The sequence below is a fragment of the Allobosea sp. BK604 genome, from assembly GCF_004341515.1.
Taxonomy (GTDB): Bacteria; Pseudomonadota; Alphaproteobacteria; order Rhizobiales; family Beijerinckiaceae; genus Allobosea.
Map to the genome: position 1 here is coordinate 20,448 of NZ_SLZF01000007.1, position 22,231 is coordinate 42,678.

At 67.2% G+C, this 22,231-nt stretch carries 22 protein-coding genes; 11 read left to right on the plus strand and 11 right to left on the minus strand.

Annotated elements, in window-relative coordinates; genetic code table 11:
• Positions 1-93: 93 nt before the first annotated feature.
• Both EV560_RS21200 and EV560_RS21205 read left to right on the plus strand, forming a co-directional pair.
• Entirely contained in the window at positions 94-885 is a 792-nt protein-coding gene (locus EV560_RS21200; protein WP_131857811.1) for a HesA/MoeB/ThiF family protein, read from the plus strand.
• Between the two features lie 59 nt (positions 886-944).
• Positions 945-2,708, plus strand: a complete 1,764-nt coding sequence (locus EV560_RS21205) for a hypothetical protein (protein ID WP_131857812.1) — start codon at positions 945-947, stop codon at positions 2,706-2,708.
• 19 nt (positions 2,709-2,727) lie between these two features.
• Here EV560_RS21205 and gshB read toward each other — a convergent pair whose 3' ends face one another.
• The 3 genes from gshB to rsmI all read right to left on the minus strand — a co-directional run bounded on the left by gshB (position 2,728) and on the right by rsmI (position 5,031).
• Complete coding sequence (gshB, locus tag EV560_RS21210; RefSeq protein ID WP_131857813.1) at positions 2,728-3,672, minus strand: glutathione synthase; 945 nt, start codon at positions 3,670-3,672, stop codon at positions 2,728-2,730.
• Between the two features lie 70 nt (positions 3,673-3,742).
• Positions 3,743-4,117: a YraN family protein gene (locus tag EV560_RS21215; RefSeq protein WP_465247031.1), complete on the minus strand. Its 375-nt coding sequence runs from the start codon at positions 4,115-4,117 to the stop codon at positions 3,743-3,745.
• A gap of 2 nt (positions 4,118-4,119) precedes the next feature.
• Positions 4,120-5,031 (minus strand): 16S rRNA (cytidine(1402)-2'-O)-methyltransferase, encoded by a 912-nt coding sequence (gene rsmI / locus EV560_RS21220; protein WP_131857815.1) that lies wholly within the window; start codon positions 5,029-5,031, stop codon positions 4,120-4,122.
• 193 nt (positions 5,032-5,224) lie between these two features.
• Between rsmI and EV560_RS21225 the strand changes: the two genes are divergently transcribed.
• On the plus strand, positions 5,225-6,439 hold the full coding sequence (locus EV560_RS21225) for a penicillin-binding protein activator (RefSeq protein ID WP_131857816.1): 1,215 nt from the start codon (positions 5,225-5,227) through the stop codon (positions 6,437-6,439).
• A 118-nt stretch (positions 6,440-6,557) separates the two neighbouring features.
• Here the strand turns inward: EV560_RS21225 and hemW are convergent, their stop codons facing one another.
• From hemW to rph, 3 genes are read right to left on the minus strand one after another with little or no spacing between them, the layout of a single operon-like run.
• Entirely contained in the window at positions 6,558-7,745 is a 1,188-nt protein-coding gene (hemW, locus tag EV560_RS21230) for a radical SAM family heme chaperone HemW (protein ID WP_131858186.1), read from the minus strand.
• 14 nt (positions 7,746-7,759) lie between these two features.
• Positions 7,760-8,410: an RdgB/HAM1 family non-canonical purine NTP pyrophosphatase gene (gene rdgB / locus EV560_RS21235; protein WP_131857817.1), complete on the minus strand. Its 651-nt coding sequence runs from the start codon at positions 8,408-8,410 to the stop codon at positions 7,760-7,762.
• Between the two features lies 1 nt (position 8,411).
• Positions 8,412-9,128 carry a ribonuclease PH gene (gene rph / locus EV560_RS21240; protein ID WP_131857818.1) on the minus strand — a complete coding sequence of 239 codons (717 nt, stop codon included), beginning with the start codon at positions 9,126-9,128 and terminating at the stop codon, positions 8,412-8,414.
• Positions 9,129-9,286: 158 nt separating this feature from the next.
• Here rph and hrcA point away from each other — a divergent pair, with 158 nt between their 5' ends.
• The 3 genes from hrcA (at position 9,287) to EV560_RS21255 (ending at position 11,363) form a co-directional block, all read left to right on the plus strand.
• Positions 9,287-10,369: a heat-inducible transcriptional repressor HrcA gene (hrcA, locus tag EV560_RS21245; RefSeq protein WP_131857819.1), complete on the plus strand. Its 1,083-nt coding sequence runs from the start codon at positions 9,287-9,289 to the stop codon at positions 10,367-10,369.
• Between the two features lie 47 nt (positions 10,370-10,416).
• Positions 10,417-11,028 carry an ankyrin repeat domain-containing protein gene (locus EV560_RS21250; protein WP_207908084.1) on the plus strand — a complete coding sequence of 204 codons (612 nt, stop codon included), beginning with the start codon at positions 10,417-10,419 and terminating at the stop codon, positions 11,026-11,028.
• Between the two features lie 92 nt (positions 11,029-11,120).
• The gene (locus EV560_RS21255) at positions 11,121-11,363 is read left to right on the plus strand and encodes a DUF3297 family protein (RefSeq protein WP_131857820.1); all 243 of its coding nucleotides are present in this window, start codon (positions 11,121-11,123) and stop codon (positions 11,361-11,363) included.
• Here EV560_RS21255 and EV560_RS21260 read toward each other — a convergent pair.
• Positions 11,342-12,001, minus strand: a complete 660-nt coding sequence (locus EV560_RS21260) for a TetR/AcrR family transcriptional regulator (RefSeq protein ID WP_131857821.1) — start codon at positions 11,999-12,001, stop codon at positions 11,342-11,344. The two genes, EV560_RS21255 and EV560_RS21260, sit on opposite strands and share 22 nt — an antisense overlap.
• Before the next feature lie 128 nt (positions 12,002-12,129).
• Here EV560_RS21260 and EV560_RS21265 point away from each other — a divergent pair, with 128 nt between their 5' ends.
• The gene (locus EV560_RS21265) at positions 12,130-12,966 is read left to right on the plus strand and encodes an oxidoreductase (RefSeq protein ID WP_131858188.1); all 837 of its coding nucleotides are present in this window, start codon (positions 12,130-12,132) and stop codon (positions 12,964-12,966) included.
• 81 nt (positions 12,967-13,047) lie between these two features.
• Here EV560_RS21265 and EV560_RS21270 read toward each other — a convergent pair whose 3' ends face one another.
• Complete coding sequence (locus EV560_RS21270) at positions 13,048-13,587, minus strand: GNAT family N-acetyltransferase (RefSeq protein ID WP_131857822.1); 540 nt, start codon at positions 13,585-13,587, stop codon at positions 13,048-13,050.
• A gap of 14 nt (positions 13,588-13,601) precedes the next feature.
• Positions 13,602-14,180 (minus strand): helix-turn-helix domain-containing protein, encoded by a 579-nt coding sequence (locus EV560_RS21275; RefSeq protein WP_131857823.1) that lies wholly within the window; start codon positions 14,178-14,180, stop codon positions 13,602-13,604.
• Positions 14,181-14,283: 103 nt separating this feature from the next.
• On the opposite strand from EV560_RS21275, the gene lepA reads away from it, so the two are divergent.
• Both lepA and EV560_RS21285 read left to right on the plus strand, forming a co-directional pair.
• Positions 14,284-16,089: a translation elongation factor 4 gene (lepA, locus tag EV560_RS21280; RefSeq protein WP_131857824.1), complete on the plus strand. Its 1,806-nt coding sequence runs from the start codon at positions 14,284-14,286 to the stop codon at positions 16,087-16,089.
• 75 nt (positions 16,090-16,164) lie between these two features.
• Positions 16,165-17,319 (plus strand): GGDEF domain-containing protein, encoded by a 1,155-nt coding sequence (locus EV560_RS21285; protein WP_131857825.1) that lies wholly within the window; start codon positions 16,165-16,167, stop codon positions 17,317-17,319.
• A gap of 2 nt (positions 17,320-17,321) precedes the next feature.
• On the opposite strand, the gene EV560_RS21290 is transcribed toward EV560_RS21285, so the two are convergent.
• Positions 17,322-18,632: an MFS transporter gene (locus EV560_RS21290; protein ID WP_131857826.1), complete on the minus strand. Its 1,311-nt coding sequence runs from the start codon at positions 18,630-18,632 to the stop codon at positions 17,322-17,324.
• 38 nt (positions 18,633-18,670) lie between these two features.
• Positions 18,671-19,285, minus strand: a complete 615-nt coding sequence (locus EV560_RS21295; RefSeq protein ID WP_131857827.1) for an HAD family hydrolase — start codon at positions 19,283-19,285, stop codon at positions 18,671-18,673.
• Between the two features lie 176 nt (positions 19,286-19,461).
• On the opposite strand from EV560_RS21295, the gene EV560_RS21300 reads away from it, so the two are divergent.
• The gene (locus EV560_RS21300) at positions 19,462-20,349 is read left to right on the plus strand and encodes a protein-methionine-sulfoxide reductase heme-binding subunit MsrQ (RefSeq protein ID WP_131857828.1); all 888 of its coding nucleotides are present in this window, start codon (positions 19,462-19,464) and stop codon (positions 20,347-20,349) included.
• 82 nt (positions 20,350-20,431) lie between these two features.
• Positions 20,432-22,162 (plus strand): MFS transporter, encoded by a 1,731-nt coding sequence (locus EV560_RS21305; protein ID WP_131857829.1) that lies wholly within the window; start codon positions 20,432-20,434, stop codon positions 22,160-22,162.
• Positions 22,163-22,231: the final 69 nt, after the last annotated feature.

Sequence of the window (22,231 nt, forward strand, 5' to 3'; positions counted from 1 at the left end):
AGGGGCGCGGTGTCGCCTGAAAATCGCCGCGCATTCTCCCCGTTCATGGCGCGGACGATTGCCCACGGGCCATCGCGCGCTTAACTCTTGTGCATGGGCCTGAACGACGACGAGATCGAACGCTATGCGCGCCACCTGGTGCTGCCGGAGATCGGCGGCCCGGGCCAGGCCAAGCTGAAACGCGCCAGCGTGCTCGTCATCGGCGCCGGAGGGCTCGGCGCCCCGCTGATCCAGTATCTCGCGGCGGCCGGCGTCGGCATGATCGGCATCGTCGATGACGACCATGTCTCGCTCTCCAACCTCCAGCGCCAGACCATTTTCTCCACCGCCGATGTCGGCGCCAACAAGGCGGTCGCCGCCGCCGCCTTCGTCAAGCGCCTCAATCCGCATGTCGCGGTCGAGGAGCATGTCCACCGCATCGACGCGCATAATGCCCGTGCCATGATCGCCTTCTACGATGTGGTCGCTGACGGCTCCGACAATTTCGAGACGCGCTATGCGGTCTCCGATGCCTGCTTCCACGAGAAAAAGCCGCTCGTCACCGCCGCGCTCGGCCGCTTTGACGGCTCGCTGACGACCCTGCGCCCGCACGAGAAGGGGCCGGACGGAAAGCCGAACCCGACCTATCGCTGCATCTTCCCCGATCCGCCTCCGCCTGGCACGATCCCGACCTGCGCCGAAGTCGGCGTGCTCGGCGCGCTTGCCGGCATGATGGGCTCGCTGATGGCGCTCGAGGTCATCCGCGCCATTACCGGCTTCGGCGATCCGCTGGTCGGCCGGTTCCTGCTGATTGACGCGCTGACCATGCGCTTCGATATGATGCGCTATGGCTGGGATCCGGCCAACCCGCTCAATGGAACCGCCGTTGCCAACCCCACATCCTGACGTCAGCCATCCCTTAACCTCTGCCACCTAGGGTTTTAGCCGGTTTCTCAGGGCAGGGCATGACCGACAGATCGCTGGAGACAAGGCAAGTCCAGGCTGCGTCGCGCTGGTCGGTCGGGTCTTGGCTGAAGCGGCTGCGCTGGCCCTCGCCCCTGCTTTTGCTCGCTTTCGCGATCCTGGCCTGCATCGGATTGCTGACCCAGCCGCTCGTACTGCCGCTCGGCCCGATGTACTGGGACCTGACGGTCTATCTCGACGGGGCCAGGCGCATCGCCGATGGCCAGCAGCCGCTGATCGATTTCTTTACCCCGGTCGGCCCGCTCGGCTATTGGCTCTTCGCCTGGCTCGACGGGCTGTTCCCACAAGGCCAGCCGCTGCTGATCGCGCAATGGTCGCTGCTGCTCGTCACCGCGCCGCCGCTGGCGCTGGTCCTGCGCGATCTCGACAAGCGGTCCCGCGCCACCGCCTTCGCGCTGCTCGGACCCTATCTCGTCTTCCAGCTCCTGCCGGTGAATGTCGAGCACTACTCGTTCTTCCCCGGTTTCGACGGCTACGGCATCTATAACCGCCAGGTCAGCATCACGCTCTATGTCCTGGTCGCCGCACTGGTCTTTCTGCGCGACCGGCGCCTGCTCACAGGCGTGCTGGTCTGGACCATGCTCGCCCTGCTGCTGATCAAGATCACCGGCTTCCTCGCCGGCGGCCTGATCTGCGCCTTCGCACTGCTGGCGGGGCGCATCGATGCGAGGCAGGCCGGCATTGCCGCGGCCCTGGCCTGCCTGCCGCTGCTCGTGCTCGAAATCGCCAGCGGCATGGTCAGCGCCTACCTCGCAAGCATCGTCGAGCTCATCTCGATGAATGCTGGCGGCATCCTGCCGCGCTTCCTTCAGGCAGGCTCGCTGCATCTCGACATTGTCGGCGCGGCGGCGTTGCTGATCGCGGCGCTGCTGATCCTGACCCGAAGGCAGCTTCGGGCGGCGATCGTCGGATTCGCGAGAGCGCCCGGCTTCGCCGCATCGCGCGGCCTGCTCGATCGCGAGTCCTTCTGGCTTGCGGTCACCTTGTTCGCCGGCCTGTTCTTCGAGACGCAGAATACGGGCGGCCAGGCCTTCATCTTCATCTGGCCGGTGCTGCTGCTGATCCTGACGAACTGGCTCGGCGGCGGCCGCCGCGGCGCTGTGCTGGTCCTCGCCCTGGTCGCCGCGACCGCGATTCCGCCGCTCGAAACCGTGCTCCAGCGCGCTGCCCGCACCATGCTGGCGCAGACCGGCTATAGCGACCTCCCGCATTCCGCGCTTGGCAAGCTCGGCCAGGTTTCGCAGCATCGCGATGTCATCGCCCGCGCCCAGGCGATGCAGGCGATCTACGCCTCCGACCGGCCCACCTTCGAGGCCATCGCCGCCAAGGGCATGCTGCCGAGCCAATCGCTTTATTCAGAGCTCGATTTCCAGGCCGGCTGGCTGCTGGCGATCGATGCGGGCATTGCCGCGATACGCGCCTATGAGGCGCAGCACGGCGTCCGCTTCGAGACCATCGTCAACCTGAACTTCGCCAATGCGTTTCCCTACCTGATGGAGCGCAGCGCCGTACGCCATATCGCGATCGGCGCCGATCCGTTCCGGGCGGTGCCGGAGCTAGACGGCGAGACCATGGCGGCGGTCGCCGATGCCGACCTGATCCTCTATCCGCTCTGCCCGGTCACCGTCGCGAACGAGGCGCTGCGCGAGCGCTACGCACCGGCCATGGTCGGCCGGCGCTGGATCGATCTCGGCCCGTGCTGGCAGGGTTCGGTGAAGGCGGACGCCAGCGTTCTCTATCGATAGTCTAGAGACGGATCCGGCTCTAGCGGCCGAGCTTCGCTTCGATCACGTCCCAGACCTGCGCCGCGATATCCGGGCCGCCGAGCTTCTTGATCGCGCGGATGCCGGTCGGCGCGGTGACGTTGATCTCGGTCAGGTTGCCGCCGATCACGTCGATGCCGACGAGCAGCAGGCCGCGCTCCTTCAGGGTCGGACCGATCGCCTCGCAAATCTCGAGCTCGCGCTTGGAAAGATCTGTCGGCTTGGCCGCGCCGCCGCGCACCATATTGGCGCGCAGGTCGCCATCGGCCGGCACGCGGTTGACCGCGCCCGCCGCCTTGCCGTCGACCAGGATGATGCGCTTGTCGCCGGCGCTGACCTCCTTCATGAAGCGCTGGACGACCCAGGCTTCCTTGAAGATCCCCGAGAACAGGTCGAACAGCGAGCCGAAATTCGGATCGCCCTTGCCGGTCTTGAACACCGTCGCGCCGCCATGGCCATAGAGCGGCTTCATCACGATCTCGCCGAACTCCTCGCGAAAAGCCTCTATCTCGGCCTTGTCGCGCGTGATCAGCGTCGGCGGCATCAGCTCGGGGAAATGCGTCACCAGGATCTTCTCGGGCGCATTGCGCACCTGGCTGGGATCGTTGACCACCAGCGTCTTCGGATGGATGCGCTCGAGCATATGGGTCGAGGTGATATAGGCGAGGTCGAAGGGTGGATCCTGGCGCAGCAGCACCACGTCGAGCGTCGAGAGATCGGTGCGTTCCTCGGCGCCCAGCGTGAAATGGTCGCCCTCGATGTCGCGCACCTCGACCGGGCGGATCGGCGCGGTCACCTTGCCGTCGCGCAGCGAGAGCTTGTCGGGCGTGTAGGTGTAGAGCGTGTGCCCGCGCGCCTGCGTTTCCAGCATCAGCGCGAAGCCTGAATCCCCGGCAATCCGGATGCGCTCGATCGGGTCCATCTGGATGGCGACTTTGAGGGTCATGGGCAAAGGCTCCTGTTCGCGGCCTCATATCGGCGCCCCGCCCCCGGGAAGGCAAGAGGGGCGCCGCGCGTCAGAGGAGAAGCTCGAAGGCGCCCGGCACATGGCGCGGCCGCCGCCAGGGCGCCAGGAAGACCGCGTCGGCGCGCAGGTTGTGGTCCATCGCCCATGGATTGCGGGCCAGCCATTGCCGTACTCGCATCTCGATCAGCCGGCGCTTCTGCGGCGTGATCGCGGTCAGCGCGTCGTCGAGCGTGCCGCGCGCCTTGACCTCGACAAAGGCGACGGTGCGCCCGCGCTTGACGATCAGGTCGATCTCGCCGCCCTTGCCGCCGAAGCGCCGCGTGAGCAGCCGGTAGCCCTTGGCGCTGAGCCAGAGGATCGCCAGTGTTTCGCCGCGCCGGCCGGTCGCGCCGGAGCGCTTCGCCCGTTCGCTGCGTGCTTCGATGCTCACGGCTCGCGCGTCAGTTCGAGCGCCCGCGCATAGACTTTTCGGCGCGGCTGCCCGGTTTCGGCTGTCACCTGCGCTACCGCCTCCTTGAGCGAGAGCCGCCCGAGTGCCTCGCGCAGCCGCGCGTCGATCACGTCTTCCGCCGGCAGCAGCGCGTCCGTGCCGGGTGGGCCGATGATCACGACGATCTCGCCGCGCGCCTCTTCTTCGCCGCCGTAATGCGCCGCCAGTTCAGCGAGCGAGCCGCGCCGCACGGTCTCGTGGAACTTGGTTAGCTCACGCGCCACGGCTGCGGATCGTGCTCCCAGGGTCGCCGCCGCATCCTCAAGCATCTCGGCGAGCCGGCGCGGTGATTCGAAGAAGACGAGCGTGCCGGGAATGGCGGCGAGCTCGGTCAGCCGCCCGCGCCGCGCCGCCGATTTCGGCGGCAGGAAGCCCTCGAAGAAGAAGCGGTCGGTCGGGAGACCGGCCAGGACCAGGGCGGCGAGCACGGCCGAGGCGCCGGGAATGCCGGTCACCGGCAGCCCCTCGGCGACGACATCGGCGACGAGCTTGTAGCCGGGATCGGAGACCAGCGGTGTGCCGGCATCCGAGATCAGCGCCAGCTTTCCGCCCTCGCGCAGCTTCGCCAGGATTTTCGGGCGCATCTGCGCGGCATTATGCTCGTGATAGGGCAGGAGCGGGGTCGAGATGCCGTAATGCGCCAGCAGCGTCTTGCTGGTGCGGGTGTCCTCGGCCAGCACGACATCGGCTGCCGCCAGCGTCGCCAGCGCGCGGAAGGAGATGTCGCGCAGATTGCCGATCGGTGTCGCGACGATATGGAGTCCGGGCGCCAGCGGCTCGGCCTCGGCCCTGAGCCCGAAGGCGGTGTAGCTTGCTGCACGCTGGGGATTGCTGGACGGCGTCGACATGGCCGGCACGCTGCCACAAGCGTTCGGCTCGCGCCATGGTGGGGCGAAGGTTTACGCGTCTTCACGCAATCGCAACACGCAGTTAACAACTTGAAAATACCATTGCGGGCTGGCAGGACTGCTCGCGACCGCGGCTCGTCCTTGCCGGGCGCGGCCGCTTGGCCGCCCTCTGCTGGCGTCTGGAGATGAAACCGTGCGGCTTCAACGGCTCCCATTCTCGTTCAAGAAGCTGCGCTGGCCGGCTCTGGCCGCCGGTGCACTGCTCGGCTTGTCGGCCTGCGTCGGCGGCCCGTCCGGCTTTCCTGGCCTCGACAGCGGCTCGCCCCCGGCCGGGACGACGGCCCAGGCCCCGGCCGGCCAGACGCTCGGCACCGGCAAGGTCCGCGTCGGCCTCATCCTGCCGCTCACCGCCGAGGGCGCCGGCGCGACTGTCGGCAATTCCTTGAAGAACGCTGCCGAAATGGCGCTCGCCGAATTTCCCGGCGCCGATCTCACCGTGCTGGTCAAGGATGATCGTGGCACGCCGGAAGGCGCGCGCGCCGCGGCCCAGGAGGCGATCGGCGAGGGCGCCGAACTGATCATCGGCCCGCTTTTCGCCCCCTCCGTCCAGGCGGCGGGACAGGTCGCCCGCTCGGCCAACCGGCCGGTCATGGCCTTCTCCAGCGACACCAATGTCGCAGGCCGTGGCATCTATCTGCTCTCCTTCCCGCCGGAGAACGACGTCAACCGCGTCATCGCCTACGCCTCCCAGCAGGGCCGCAGGTCCTTCGCCGCCCTGATTCCGGACTCGGCCTATGGCAAGGTCGTCGAAGCCGCCTTCCAGCAGGCCGTCGCCAGCCAGGGCGCGCGCGTCGTGGTGATCGAGCGCTTCAGCAGCGACCAGAACAACATGCGCGCCGCGGCGCAGCGGCTGGTGCCGGCCCTGCAGCAGGCCGACGCGCTCTTCGTTCCGGCGGCGGCGGATACGATGCCCTCGCTCGGCCTCATCCTGCAGCAGGCTGGCTACGACCCCGCCAAGGTCAAGCCGCTCGGCACCGGCGTCTGGAACGATGCCAGCGTCGCGCGCGTCCCGGCGATCCAGGGCGGCTGGTTCGCCTCGCCGGATACGGCCGGCTTCAACGCCTTCGCCGGCCGCTATCAGGCCCGCTTCAACAGCGCCCCGACCCGTACAGCGACGCTGTCCTACGATGCCGTCTCGCTCGCCGCTGCTCTGGCGCGCACGCAGGGCAGCCAGCGCTTTTCCGAGCAGGTGTTGACCAATCCGCAGGGCTTTGCCGGCGCCGACGGCGTCTTCCGCTTCCGCCCCGACGGCCAGATCGACCGCGGCCTCGCCGTGCTCGAATTGCGCAACGGCCAGATCGTCACGGTCAACGCCGCGCCGCGCGATCTCGGGCCGCGGACGCAGTAAACCTGCGCCGACCTCTTCGTCATGGTCGGGCTTGTCCCGACCGTACACGTCTGCGTTGATCGAGTGCGGTATTCAAGGCGTGGATGCTCGCCACAAGGACGAACATGACGGCGTGACCCTACGCCGCCAGATCCGCCACCACCGCGTCCAGCACCAGCGCGCCATCCGGCGTCGCCGCTAGCTTGCCGCCGAGCTTGTAGGTCAGCAGGCCCTGGTCGACGAGGCTGTTGACGCGCGAGGTCTTCAACGTCCGGCCGGCCAGCGTCGCGAACTTGGCCGGGTCGATGCCCTCGACCAGCCTGAGCCCCATCAGCAAATATTCGTCGCCTTGCGCCTCGGCATTGAGCAATTCGTCCTCGATCAGCGCCTGGCCCTCGGCCTCGACGCGTTCGAGCCAGAGTTCCGGCGCCTTCTCGGTCGACTGCGCCATGCGGCCGGCCTCCGTCACCAGGCGGCCGTGAGCGCCGGGCCCGACACCGGCATATTCGCCATAGCGCCAGTAGACGAGATTATGCCGGCATTCGGCGCCGGGACGGGCATGGTTCGAGATCTCGTAGACGGGCAAGCCGTGCTTCGCCGTGATCTCCTGGGTGATCTCGTAGAGAGCGGCGCCGGCCTCGTGATCGGGGATGCTCAGCTTCCCGGCGCGGTAGAGACGCTCGAACATCGTGTCGGGCTCGATCGTGAGCTGGTAGAGCGAAAGATGCTCTGCCGCATGGCTGATCGCCAGCTCCAGCTCTGCACGCCACAGCTCCGGCGTCTGCCCGGCCGAGCGGGCATAGATCAGGTCGAAGGAATAGCGTTCGAAATAGCGCCGGGCGATCGCGACGGCGTCGAGCGCTTCCTGCGTCGAATGCATCCGGCCGAGCGCCTTGAGATCGGCATCGTTCAGCGCCTGCACGCCGAGCGAGACGCGGTTGACGCCCGCTGCCCGGAAATCCTGGAAACGTCCGGCCTCGACGCTGGTCGGATTGGCCTCCAGCGAGACCTCGCATTTGGGATCGACAGCCCAATGCTCGCCGATCGCATCGAGGATGGCGCCGACGGTGCGGCCCTCCATCAGCGAGGGCGTGCCGCCGCCGAAGAAGATCGAGGACACCGTGCGGCCAGGCGCAAGCGCGGCGCGATGCGCGATCTCGCGGCGGAAGGCCGCGATATAGCGGGCCTGATCGGGCGGGGAATGGCGGACATGCGAGTTGAAGTCGCAATAGGGGCATTTGGCCAGGCAGAACGGCCAATGCACATAGACCGCGAAGCCGGCATCTCCCGTCGGATGCTGCGGCACCCGCGGCTCGCGTTCGGCCATCGCGGTGAGCGCGCTCACGCCGGCTTCCTCAGGCAGGCCGAGGCGAGCAGCTGGAAGGCGCGGGCGCGGTGCGAAAGGCTCGCCTCGCGATTGCCCCAGTCGATGCCGTGCTTCTCCTGGCTGCTCATCTCGCCGAAGGTCCGCTCATGGCCATCGGGCTTGAAGATCGGATCGTAGCCGAAGCCGGCCATGCCACGGGGGGCGTGCACGATCTCGCCGAAGACCCGGCCCTCGAACAGCTCCTGATGTCCGTCCGGCCAGGCGATCACCAGCGCCGAGACGAAATGCGCCCGGCGCTTGTCCGATGTCGTCGCGCCCCGTTTGGCGAGCTCTACCTGCACCCTCGCCAGCGCCGGCGCGAAATCCTTGCCCGGGCCGGCCCAATTGGCCGAGAACAGCCCGGGCGCGCCGTCCAGCGCGTCGATGCAGATGCCGGAATCATCGGAGAGCGCCGGCAGGCCGCTCGCATTCGCCGCCGCCACGGCCTTGATCGCGGCGTTCTCCGCGAACATGTGGCCGTTCTCCTCGGGCTCGGGCAGGCCGAGTTCGCCGGCCGAGACCAGCGCGACGCCATAGGGCGCCATCAGCTCGCGCATCTCGCGCAGCTTGCCCTGGTTATGGGTCGCGATCACGACTTTGCCTTCGAGGTGGCGGTGTCCGCTCATCTCAGGCGACCGCCGCCTTCTGCAGCTCGACCAGCTTGGTCACGCCGCCCTTGGCGAGCTTCAGCAGCGCCAGCAGCTCCTCCTCGGAGAAGGGCGCGCCTTCGGCCGTGCCCTGGATCTCGACCAGGCCGCCCGAGCCGGTGATGACGAAATTGGCATCGGTCTGGGCGCCTGAATCCTCGACATAGTCGAGATCGATCACCGGGTTGCCGGCGACGATGCCGCAGGAGATCGCGGCGACATTGTCCTTGAGCGGGTTGGCGCCCTTGAGCAGACCGCGGCCTTCCATCCATTTCAGCGCGTCGTGCAGGGCAACCCAGGCGCCGGTGATCGAAGCCGTGCGGGTGCCGCCATCAGCCTGGAGTACGTCGCAATCGACCACGATCTGCCGCTCGCCGATCGCGGTGAGGTCGACCACGGCGCGCAAGCTGCGCCCGACCAGGCGCTGGATCTCCTGCGTACGGCCCGACGGCTTGCCGGAGGTGACCTCGCGGCGGGTGCGCTCATGGGTCGCGCGCGGCAGCATCGAATATTCGGCGGTGACCCAGCCCTTGCCGGTACCGCGCAGCCAGGGCGGACCCTTCTCCTCGACAGTGGCGGCACAGAGCACCTTGGTCTCGCCGAAGGTCACCATGCAGGAGCCTTCGGCATAGCGGACCACGCCGCGTTCCAGCGTGACCTTGCGCATCTCGTCGGCCGCGCGTTTGGAGGGTCGCATCGTCTTTTCCTGATGTCTGAGGTTGGCGGCTTGTAGGCCCTTCCCCCAAGGGCGGCAAGGTAAAGCTCCCCTGCTTCGGCAAGGTGAGAAGGAAGCTCTTGATCCGCCGCGACGTGGCAGGGACAATAGCGCATGCGCAAGCTGGACCTGTTATCGCGATGAGCGCGCATTCGAAGCCGGAGACGATCGGAGGCCTGGTCGATATCGACCAGCGCTCGCGCGAGATCTTCCGCCAGATCGTCGACGGCTATCTCGCCACCGGCGAGCCTGTCGGCTCGCGCAATATCTCGCGCCTGCTGCCGATGGCGCTCTCGCCGGCGACGGTGCGCAACGTCATGACCGACCTCGAATTGGCCGGGCTGATCTACGCGCCACATACCTCGGCCGGGCGCCTGCCGACCGAGCGCGGCCTGCGCTTCTTCGTCGACGCGATGATGGAGGTCGGCAACCTCACCTCGGACGAGCGCACGCAGATCGAGGCGCAGATGCGTGCCGCCGCCAGCGGCCGCACCTTCGACAATACGCTGACCGAGGCCTCGACGCTGCTCTCCGGCCTCTCGCGGGGCGCTGGCGTCGTCGTCACCACCAAGGCCAATGCGCGGCTGAAGCATATCGAGTTCGTCCGGCTCGATCCTGCCCGCGCACTCGTCGTGCTGGTGGCGGAGGACGGCACGGTCGAGAACCGCCTGCTGGCGCTGCCGCCCGGCCTACCGGCTTCGGCTCTGACCGAAGCGGCGAATTTCCTCAACGCCCGCATCGTCGGCAAGACGCTGGCCGAGCTCCGCCAGGAGGTTGCCGGCTATCGCAACGCGATGCAGCATGAGCTCGACGAGCTTACTGCGAAGCTGGTCGAGAGCGGCATCGCGACCTCGTCCGGTCCGACCAGCGACCGTCACCTGATCGTTCGCGGCCAGGCCAACCTGCTCGAGGATCTCAAGGCACAGGACGATCTCGAGCGCATCCGCCTGCTCTTCGGCGACCTGGAAACCCAGACCGATGTCATCGATCTGCTAACCCGGGCCGAGGAGGGCGACGGGGTGCGCATCTTCATCGGCTCCGAGAACAAGCTCTTCTCGATGTCTGGCTCCTCGATGATCGCCGCGCCTTTTCGCGATGGCGAGCAACGCATCGTCGGCGTCGTCGGCATCATCGGCCCGACGCGGCTGAACTATGCCCGCATCGTGCCGATGGTGGACTACACCGCGAAGGTGGTCGGGCGGCTGCTGGAAAGCGGGCGGTGAGTGGCCCGCCACGCCGCATGTTCGCGGCGATTCTCGGAGCATGGCTGATGGCAGGTTCGGCAAGTGCGGCCGATGGCGAACTTCTGGCGGCTGCCAAGGCTGGCCATAGCGCCGAGGTTTCGCGCCTGATCGCTGCGGGCACGGATCTCAATGCACGCGATGCCCAGGGACAGACGCCGCTTCTGCTCGCCGTCGCCGGCAATCACGTGGCCGTTGCCAAGGCGCTGCTCGCAGCCGGCGCCGATCTCAACGCCCAGGCGGCCAATCGCGATACGCCCTGGCTGCTCGCCGGCGCCTCCGGCCGCAGCGAGATCATCGCGGCGATGCTGCCGCTGAAACCCGATCTCTCGATCCGCAATCGCTATGGTGGCAACGCGCTGATCCCTGCCTGCGAGCGCGCCCATGTCGAGACGGTCAGGCTGCTGCTGACCAGCGGCATCGATCTCGACCATGTCAATGATCTCGGCTGGACCTGCCTGCTGGAGATCGTGATCCTCGGCGATGGCGGTCCGCGCCATCAGGAGGTGGCGAAGTTGGTGCTCGATGCCGGCGCCAACCCCAATCTCGCCGACAAGGACGGGGTCACGCCGCTCGCCCATGCCCGCCAGCGCGGCCAGCGCGCCGTCGCGGCCCTGATCGAGAAGGCCGGCGGCCGCTGATCGCGGGAGCCGATTTGGCATTGGCGCGCCGAGGCGTTACCTGTGCGGCAAAGGTGGCTCGCGCCGCTGCCAGACCAAGGCTCCGAAAGACCATGACCGACACGCTTCCCGACCGTCTCTCCGTCAATCCCGACAGCCCCTATTACGACGCCGAGGTGCTGTCGAAGGATGTCGGCATTCGCTTCAAGGGCGTCGATAAGACCAATGTCGAGGAATATTGCGTCAGCGAGGGCTGGATCAAGGTTGCGGCCGGCGCCGCAAAGGACCGCTTCGGCCGTCCGATGACGATCACGCTGAAGGGGCCGGTGGAGCCTTACTTCCGCAAGGCGGAGTGAGGCTTTTCCATCTGTTCCAGCAGATAGGGCCTGCGCTCCGGCGCAGCGAAGCCGAGCAGGATCGCGCTGGCGCCGATGGCGAAGGAATCTGCGAGCTCGTGATTGTCGAGCTCGCCTGCGATCCAGAATGAGACACAGCCGCGGAAGCTGAACGCCAATTGCTCGGCAAGCACCCTCTGCCCAAGCTCGAGGGATGCGGCCTCAATGCCGCTGAAATCGCCCAGCGCCAGCGCCCATAGCCGCTGCGAATGCGCTCTGACTGCGCTTGGGACCGGGCTGACCACGCCGAGCGATCCGACCACCGCCTTGTAGACGTCCGGTCGCTCGAGCAGTAGCGCGACGCTGATGCGGCCCATGGCCAGCACCCGGTCGATCGCGTCGCCAATCGGCGCCTCCTCGGCAAAGTGCGAGGCCATCCGCTCGATCAGCCGCGCCGACAGCGCCTGCATGATCGCGTTCTTGCTGCCGAAATGATTGAACGGCGTGGCGAAGCCGACTCCGGCCTCGGCCGCGAGTTGCCGCATCGAGAAATCCGCGGTCTCGCCCCCGCGAAGCAGACGCTCGGCCGCGTCCAGCACGGCATCGCGCGCGGCTTTCCTGTTTCTCTCCCGCAGCGATTCCCGTTCCTTGCCCGTCATGCTCCGTCCGATCCCGCGTCTGCCGCGACTTGAAAAATCAATATCACGATATAAAATCAATATCACGATATAGATTTCGTGCGCGCCGCTCCGTGGGGCCGGCGCGCCATAACGTCGTGAGGACCGACATGCGTGATATCAAGACTTTCCTGATTACGGGCGTCAGCTCAGGTTTGGGCAGAGCCTTCGCGGAGGGGGCGCTGGCTGCCGGTCATCGCGTGATCGGAACGGTGCGTACCAGCGAGGCGGCGACCGAGCACCGCGCGCTGGCTCCGGGGCAGGCTCACCCCATCATGCTGGATGTGACCGAGTTCGACGCCATTCCGGCCGCAATCGCCATGGCCGAGCGCGAAATCGGGCCGATCGACGTGCTCGTCAACAATGCCGGCTACGGCCATGAGGGCATTCTGGAGGAATCCTCCCTCGACGACCTGCGGCGGCAATTCGACGCGAACGTGTTCGGCGCGGTCGCGATGATCAAGGCGGTGCTGCCCGGGATGCGGGCGCGACGCTCCGGCCATATCGTCAACGTCACCTCGATGGGTGGTTTCATCACCATGCCCGGTATCACCTATTATTGCGGCAGCAAGTTCGCGCTGGAGGGCATTTCCGAGGCGCTGGGCAAGGAGGTGGCGCATCTCGGCATCCATGTGACCGCGCTCGCTCCGGGACAGTTCCGAACCGATTGGGCCGGCCGTTCAATGGATCGGACCGCGCGCAGCATTGCCGATTATGATGTCGTCATGGACCCGATCCGGGCCGCGAGGCAGGCAAAGAGCGGCAATCAGCCCGGGGATCCGGCCATGGCGGCGCAGGCATTGCTTGCCGTGGTCGCGTCCGAGGATCCGCCGGTGCGCCTTTATCTCGGGACCGACGCCCTGAAATTCGTCGGGGACAAGCTACGGTCCATGACGGCCGAGATCGCGGCCTGGGAGCCGTTGTCCCGCTCGACGGACTTCGCCTGAATGGCCGGAGCATTTTCGAGCGAAGTGGACACCGGCTCGCGTGAAGAAAATGCTCTATCCCGCCGGCGCGTCGATCCGGCCTCATTCCAGGCTCTTGTAGAAGAAGGTCGAGCCGCAATCGCTGCCATCCGGCATCAGCGCGTAGCGCGGGATCGTGCCGATCTCGGTCCAGCCCAGGCGGTTGTAGAGCCGCCGCGCCGCGCCGAACTCGTCGGTGTCGAGGCAGAGCAAGGTGCGGCCCGCCTTGAGCGCAACATCCTCGGCCACCCGCATCAGCGCCTCGCCGATGCCGCGCCGCTGCGCCGAGGAATGCACCAGAACCTTGGCGACATCGGCCCGGTGCGGCTGGTTCGGCTTGCCGGCCGGATGCACCTGTGCCGTGCCGACGATCCGCCCGTCGAGCCGCGCTACCAGCAGCAGGATCTGCCCAGCTGCGACGCCCTCGGTGATGCCGGCCCAGAAACGCTGGTAATCCTCGCGTTGGTTGAAAGCCATGAAGCCGACCGAGGCGCCATTCGCAACGACGTCCTGCAGGATATCGCTGAGCGCGGGCAGCGCCTCGCGCGCGCCCTCGGCGTCAAGGAGCTCGATCGAGAGCGGCTGGGCCAGTTGGGTCGTCATGGTTCGTCCTGGGGTCAGCTATCGGCCATGGTCAGCACGACGGCATAGCGGGCCGGCTCCGTGCCGGGATTGTGATAGGTAATCGGCCCGTCGAGCAGCATGTGCAGGCAGTCGCCGGCGGCGAGCCTGTGGGTCTGGCCGCCGACGGTAAGCTCGATCGCGCCTTCTAGGACCCAGACCTGCTGGTCGAGCCGGCTCGCGGCGCGGGCCGAGTCGAGCAGCACGCGCGCCGCGGCGGGAATGGTCACGTCGACGATCTCGATCTTCGAGCCCGTGCCCGGCGGCGAGACGTTGCGCCGGACATAGCCGCTGCCGGGATCGGTCCAGACCGGCTGGTCGGCGAGCCGCGCCACCGGCCCGGCATGGCGTTCTTCATGGAAGAGCGCCGACAGCGTCACGCCGAGCCCCGCGCAGAGTCGGTCGAGCAGGGCGGCGGTCGGGCTCGATTCGCCGCGCTCGATTCGCGAGATCATCGCCCGGCTGACCCCGGCGCGCTCGGCCAGCGCGTCCAGCGTCAGCTCCCGCCGCTGCCGTGCCGCCTTCAGCCGCGCGGCCAGGCGCCTGTCGAGGTCGGTCGCATTGGTCTGGTCCATCTTAGTAGAAAAATTCTTATATCATGGAATGTCAAGGCGACACTCTCCACCGATCTCTCCGCAAACGCTTGGCCCGGCACAGCTTCGCTGCTATTGCGCGGCCATGAGCACGCGCAGTTTCGACAACATCCGCAATTTCTCGATCGTGGCCCATATCGACCACGGCAAATCGACCCTCGCCGACCGGCTGATCCAGCAGACCGGCACGGTCGCGGCGCGCGACATGAGCGAGCAGATTCTCGATTCGATGGATATCGAGAAGGAGCGCGGCATCACCATCAAGGCCCAGACCGTCCGGCTCGATTACCGCGCCCAGGATGGCAAGGACTACATCCTGAACCTGATGGATACGCCAGGCCATGTCGACTTCGCTTACGAGGTCTCGCGCTCGCTCGCGGCCTGCGAGGGCTCGCTGCTGGTCGTCGACGCCTCGCAGGGTGTCGAGGCGCAGACGCTGGCGAATGTCTATCAGGCGCTCGATGCCAACCACGAGATCGTCACCGTCCTCAACAAGATCGACCTGCCGGCGGCGGAGCCTGAGCGGATCAAGCAGCAGATCGAGGACGTGATCGGCCTCGACGCCTCCGAGGCCGTGCCGATCTCGGCCAAGACCGGCCTCAACATCGAGGGCGTGCTCGAGGCAATCGTCCAGAAGCTGCCGGCCCCGAAGGGCGATCTCGAAGCGCCGCTCAAGGCGCTGCTGGTCGATTCCTGGTACGACGCCTATCTCGGCGTCGTCGTGCTCGTGCGCATCATCGACGGCGTGCTCAAGAAGAACATGACCATCCGCATGATGCGCGCCAACGCCTCCTATGGCGTCGACCGCGTCGGCGTGTTCAAGCCAAAAATGCTCGAAGTGAAGGAACTCGGCCCGGGCGAGGTCGGCTTCTTCACCGCCTCGATCAAGGAAGTCGCCGACACCGCCGTCGGCGACACGATCACCGACGACCGCCGTCCGATCGCCGAGCCGCTGCCGGGCTTCAAGCCGGTGCAGCCCGTGGTGTTCTGCGGCATCTTCCCGGTCGATGCCGCCGATTTCGAGGTGCTGCGTAGCGCCATGTCGAAGCTGCGCCTGAACGATGCCTCCTTCAGCTACGAGATGGAGACCTCGGCGGCGCTCGGCTTCGGCTTCCGCTGCGGCTTCCTCGGCCTGCTGCATCTGGAGATCATCCAGGAACGGCTCGAGCGCGAGTTCAACCTCGACCTGATCTCGACCGCGCCCTCGGTCGTCTACCATCTCAAGCTGCGCGACGGCGCGACTCTTGAGCTGCACAACCCGGCCGACATGCCGGATGTGATGAAGATCGAGGCGATCGAGGAGCCCTGGATCCGCGCCACGATCTTCACCCCGGACGAATATCTCGGCTCGGTGCTGAAGCTCTGCCAGGACCGGCGCGGCCTGCAGATCGATCTCGGCTATGTCGGCTCGCGGGCCAAGGTCGTCTACGACCTGCCGCTGAACGAGGTGGTGTTCGATTTCTACGACCGGCTGAAATCGATCTCGAAGGGCTACGCCTCCTTCGACTACCAGATCACCGACTATCGCGAGGGCGACCTCGTGCGCATGTCGATCCTGGTCAATGCCGAGCCCGTCGATGCGCTCTCGATGCTGGTCCACCGCACCCGCGCAGAGGCGCGTGGCCGCGCCATGTGCGAGAAGCTCAAGGAGCTGATCCCGCCGCACATGTTCCAGATCCCGGTCCAGGCCGCGATCGGCGGCAAGATCATCGCGCGCGAGACCATCCGCGCCCTGCGCAAGGACGTCACCGCCAAGTGCTATGGCGGCGACGCCACCCGAAAGCGCAAGCTTCTCGAGAAGCAGAAGGAAGGCAAGAAGAAGATGCGGCAGTTCGGCAAGGTCGAAATCCCGCAGGAGGCCTTCATCGCCGCGCTCAAGATGGATTCGTGATCGCGGAGCGAGGGCCATGTTGATAACCCGCCGTCGCGCCACGACACGTTAGCGCAGGCCGCGTAGCGTCCCGAAATGGCCTCGCGCTCCCTCACGCTCTATCGTCCGCTGCACCCGAGCGTGCATCGCGAGCTCGTCGAGCTGCTCTACACCTCGTTGCCGCAGGTCTGCGCCAGTGCGGGCACGGCCTTCATCGGAGCCTTCGCCCTCGCGCTCCAGAGCGGCGATCGCGGCTATGCCGTCATCACCGTGCTGATCGGCCTCGCCGCCCTGCTCCGGCTCTACTGGCTCCTCGGCTATCCTCGGACGCGCGCGCTCGACCAGGCCGAGGTGCTGAAATGGGAGCGTCGCTACGGCATTGGCGGCTCGGCCTTCGCCTTCGCGCTCGGCCTGCTCTCGCTGCGGGCGCTCGACCTCGACGATGCTCCCGGCGCCTGGATCGCCTTCGGCCTGGCCCTGGCCTTTGCTGCCGGCATGGTCTCGCGCGCGGCGGTGCGGCCCTGGATCGTGCTGGTCGCCGGCGCCTTCCTGCTGGCTCCGATCATCCTGGGCGGGCTGATGCGGCCGGAAATGCCCTACAGGCTCGGCGCGATCATGCTCTTCCTGTTCTGGGCGACGATGCGCGAGGCGTCGCGGCATCTCAGCACGGCCTTCGTCGAGCGATTGGAGGCCAAGCGCGAGCTCGCCCATCAGGCGAACCACGATGCCCTGACCGGCCTGCCGAACCGCCTGGCCTTCTCGTCGGCCTTCAAGCCGGCGGTCGAGGGCGCTGATCGCAGGGCCTTCGCGGTGATCGCGCTCGATCTCGACGGCTTCAAGCCGGTGAATGACCGCTTTGGCCATCCCGCCGGCGATGCGCTGCTGCGTGCGGTCGCGGGCCGCTTGCGTCTTTGCGCCGATGCTGGCGCGCTCGTCGCGCGCGTGGGCGGAGACGAGTTCATGGTCCTGCATCGCTTCGACGGACTGGCGGCCGATGATGCGGCTGCCCTGCAGCTGGCGCGGAAGATGGTCCAGGCGCTCGGCCAGCCCTTCGAGATCGACGGCACCCGTCTTTCTATTGGCGCCAGCGCCGGCATCCTGCTGTCTTCGCCCGAGATGGCGCGGCAGGATTGGGAAAGCCTGCTCGAGCGTGCCGACGAGGCGCTCTACGGCGCCAAGCGGGCGGGCGGGGCGCGCTGCCATTGGGCCGCGCCGCGGCATGCGGCCGATGGCGAGATGACGGCGGCCTGAGCTCAGGCCAGCGCGACCCGCTTGGTCTCGGCCTTGATCAGGAAAGCAGCCAGCGCGCCAACGAGCAGCAGCGCCGCGAACATGCCGACCGCCGCGGTGAAGCTCTGCGCGATCACCAGCGCCACCGCCGACGGCGCCAGCAACCCGCCGAGCCGCGCCATCGCGCCAGCTGCGCCCATGCCGGTGCCGCGCAGCTCGGTCGGGTAAAGCTCGGGAGTATAGGCATAGAGCGCGCCCCAGGTGCCGAGCAGGGCGAAGCTCATCAGCAGGATCGAGCCTCCGATCAGATAGGCGTCGGATGCCGCCACGAAGAGCGCGCAGCCGGCGGCGCTGAGCAGCAGGAAGCCGATCAGCGTCGGCCTTCGGCCCCATTGCTCGACACCATAGGCCGCCAGCGCATAGCCGGGGATCTGCGCCAGCGCGACCACGACCAGGAAGCCGTAGCCGCGCACGAAGCCGAAGCCTTCGCCCGCGAGCCTCGCCGGCATCCAGGTGAAGACGCCGTAATAGGACACCGAGACCAGGAACCAGATCGCGAGGATCGAGACGGTCCGGCGCAGGAGCATGGGCGAGAACAGGCTGGCATGTGCCCCGCCTTGCGGCACCGCGATCGTCGCGCCGGACGGCAATTCAGCTTGCCCATTCGCCCGCAGCATCTGGTTGAGCACGCCGCGTGCCTCCTCGGCTCGGCCCTCCTTGAGCAGGTAAAGCGGCGATTCCGGCACCCAGAAGCGTAGCCAGATGCCGATCAGCGCCGGGAAGGCGGTCACGGCGAAGATCCAGCGCCAGGCGTCGGCGACGCCGGCGGCGCTCGCCGCCCAGGCCGCAAGCGCGACGATGATCGTGCCGATGGCCCAGAAGCCCTCGAGCATGACGAGCCAGCGCCCGCGATTCTTCGGCGGCAGGAACTCGGCCATCATCGCGTAATCGACCGGCAAGGTGCCGCCGACCGCCATGCCGGTGAGGAAACGCAGGGCAAGCAACGTTGCGAAGGAGGGCGCGAACACCGAAAGCAGCCCGAATACTGCGTCGCAGGCCACCGTGACGAGCAGCACGCGTCGCCGTCCATAGCGATCGGCCAGGCGGCCGAACAGCGCTGCGCCGATCAGCATGCCCAGGAAGAACAGCGTGCCGGTCTGCAGCGCTTCCGGCACGGTGAGTTTGAACGTCGCCGCAATCGAGGCCGCGGTGAAGCCGACGGCGAGGACCTGCATCGCATCCGCGGCCCAGACCAGCCCGAATATGCCGAGCAGCTTGCGCTGGAACGGGCCGGTGCCGGCGGTGGACAGGACGCTCTCGACGGGGATGCTCATGCTGTTCAACGCCTCTTCGGATAGCCTCGGCAATCGCCTCAGAGCGGGACGCCGAGCTCTTTCAGCTCCGCCCGCAGATCGATCGGCTCGACGAAATGGATCGCCTGCATGCCGACGGCGCGCGCGCCTTTGATGTTCTTCTCGCTGTCATCGACGAAGATGCAGTTGGCGGCGCTGAGCCCGTAGCGCGTGAACAATGTCTGGTAGATCGCCGGATCCGGCTTGATCAGCTGCTCATGCGCGGAGACGATGACGCCATCGAACGTGCCGAGGAAGGGGAAGCGGATCAGGCTCTCCGCCCATTTCTCCCGCGAGAAATTGGTGATGGCATAGACCTTCTCGCCCTTGTCCTTCAGTTCCGCGAGGATCGCGACGCTGTCTTCGATCACGCCGTCCACGGTCTCGTGCCAGCGCTCGTCATAGGCGCGGATCTCGGTCTCCCATTCCGGATGCTGCTTCACCAGCAGCGCCACCGCATCGGCCCAGGGCCGGCCACGATCCTGCTCGATATTCCAGGCGGAGGTGCAAATGTTCTGCATGAACCAGTGCATCTTCTCCTGGTCCGGGATCAGCTGGCGGTAGAGATGGCGCGGGTCCCAGCGGAGCAGGACATTGCCGACGTCGAAGACGACTGTGGGGGTGGTCGTAACCATGGCGTTCCCGTCTACGAATTCTGGTTGGCTGGCAGAGGGCTCACGCCCTTGTGTGCAGAGCGGCGAGACAGACGCAAGCCGCTTCGCGTATCACCAGCAAAGCATTTTTGGGCAGGCCGGACACCGACCTGCGCATGGAGAATGCATCGGAGTCGCATCCGAAGACGGAGACGGGCATGAACGACTGGCTGCCATGGCTTGACCGGAAGGGTCGTTTCTCCGGGTTGCGCGCCGGCACTTTCGCGCTGATGCTGGTTCCGGCCCTTTGGCTCGCCTATGACGCCTGGATGGGCCAGCTCGGCTCGAAGCCCTGGACGCAGGCCGTGCACGATACCGGCACCTGGGCGGTGCGCATCCTCGTCCTGACGCTGGCGATCACGCCCTTCCGCCGCATCCTCGATTGGCCGAAACTCGTCGGCGTGCGCCGGATGGTCGGCCTCTTCGTGATGTTCTACGCCCTGGCGCACCTGACGCTCTATTGCATCGACCTCGCCTTCGACTGGGGGCTGATCGTCTCCGAGATCGTCAAGCGCTTCTATCTGGTCGTCGGCTTCACCGCGCTCACCGGCCTCGTCGCGCTCGGCATCACCTCGACCGACGCGATGATCCGCCGGCTCGGCTCGGCCAATTGGCAGCGCCTGCATAATCTCGTCTATGTCATCGCGGCGCTCGGCCTGCTGCATTTTGCCCTGCAATCGAAGCTCGACGTCACCCAGCCTGTCCTGGTCACCGGGCTCTTCGCGCTGCTGATGGTCTACCGGCTGATGCAGCGCTTCGGCATTCCCTATGACACGCCCCGGCTCATCGCCGCGGCGATCGTCACCGGCCTCTTGACCGCGCTTTGCGAAACCGCCTGGTACGCACTCACCACCGGCGTCTCGGCCTGGCTCGTCTTCCAGGCCAATTTCGACGCTTTCACCTATGGCGACATCAGCTTCCTCAGGCCCGGCCATTGGGTCCTGCTGGCGGGGCTCGTCGTCGCGGCTGCCCATGCCTGGCGCGCGCCCGCTCCGCGCAAGCCGCGGCGGGAGCGCAATGCCGTGCCGGCGCAGGCGCGGTCATAATCTTTCAAGCAAAGCAGGCTTTCGAAGAAGAATAGTCTCAAGCTGGTTGGCAGCCCGGCATTGAGTGTCTAACCCTTGTTCTATGCCTGACGACGCAAGAGCACAGCCCACCGCCGACGTCGCCGCCGCCGAGGTGGCGGCCGAGGGGCTGGCTCCGCCGGGCGGCGGCTCTGTCTCGCCTTTCCTGCCGCTGCGCCAGCCGATTTTCCGCGCCGTCTGGTTCGCGAGCCTGGCCTCCTATTTCGGCGGCATGATCCAGAATGTCGGCGCCGCCTGGCTGATGACCTCGATCGCCACCTCGGCCGACATCATCGCGCTGGTCCAGGCCTCGACCACCTTGCCGGTGATGCTGTTCTCGCTCGCAGCCGGCGCGATCTCCGACAATTACGACCGGCGCAAGGTGATGCTCACCGCCCAGAGCTTCATGTTCGCGGTCTCGATCGGGCTCGCCGTCTGCGCCTGGCTCGACGTGATGACGCCCTGGCTGCTGCTCGCCTTCACCTTCCTGATCGGTTGCGGTACGGCGCTCAACGGCCCGGCCTGGCAATCCTCCGTCGGCGAGATGGTGCCGCGCTCCGACCTGCCGGCGGCGATCACCTTGAACAGCGTCGGCTTCAACATCGCCCGCAGCGTCGGCCCGGCGCTCGGCGGCATCATCGTCGCGGCGGCCGGCGCCGTCATCGCCTTTGCCGTCAATGCCGTCAGCTATATCGGGCTCATCGTCGTGCTCTCGCGCTGGCGCCCGCCGGTGGTCGAGCGGCTGCTGCCGCGCGAGACGCTCGGTATCGCGATGAGTGCCGGCATCCGCTATGTCGCGATGTCCCCGAATATCCGCTCCGTCCTGCTGCGCGGCTTCGCCTTCGGCTTCGGCGCCATTGCGGCGCAGGCGCTGCTGCCGCTGGTGGCGCGCGACCTGGTCCAGGGCGGGCCGCTGACCTTCGGCCTGCTGCTCGGCGCCTTCGGCATCGGCGCAATCGCCGGCGCCTTCCTGAGCGCCCGCCTGCGCGCCGCCTACTCAACCGAGGCGCTGGTACGCGGCTCCTTCATCGCCTTTGCCGTCGCGGTCGCCGTCACCGGCTACAGCACCGTGACCGTGATCAGCATGGCGGCGATGGTGATCGCCGGCGCGAGCTGGGTTCTGGCGCTCTCGACCTTCAACGCCACCGTCCAGCTCTCGGCTCCGCGCTGGGTCGTCGGCCGGGCGCTGGCGCTTTACCAGATGGCAACCTTCGGCGGCATGGCGCTGGGCAGTTGGGTCTGGGGCACGGCCTCGGCCGCGTATGGCACCGAATGGGCGCTGCTCTTCGCCGCCATCGCGCTCGTCGTGGGGGCGGCGCTGGGCCTGCGCTATACGCTGCCGCCGCTCGAACAGCTCAATCTCGATCCGCTCAGCCGCTGGCAGGAGCCGAAGGTAGCGGTCGATATCGAGCCGCGCAGCGGGCCGATCATCGTCACCATCGAGTACATTATCCGCGAGGAGGACGTGGTTCCGTTCCTCAATGTGATGGCCGAGCGCCGCCGCATCCGCCGCCGCGACGGTGCGCGCCACTGGGCGCTGCTGCGCGACCTGACCGACCCCAAGCTCTGGATCGAGCGCTATGACAGCCCGACCTGGGTCGAATATGTCCGCCAGAACCAGCGCGTCACCCAGGCCGACGCCGCCATCGGCGAGCGTGTCCGCGCCCTGCACCAAGGCCCGGAGCCGCCGCGCGTCCATCGCGTCATCGAGCGCCAGACCGACTCGCTGCCCTTCGCCCCGGCCAGGCCGACGCAGGACATGGCGAGCCCGATGACGGATCCGCGCTCGGCCTGAACGAATCTCGCGGTCATTGCGAGCGCAGCGAAGCAATCCAGGTGGACTGTGCTCAACGCCCTTGGATTG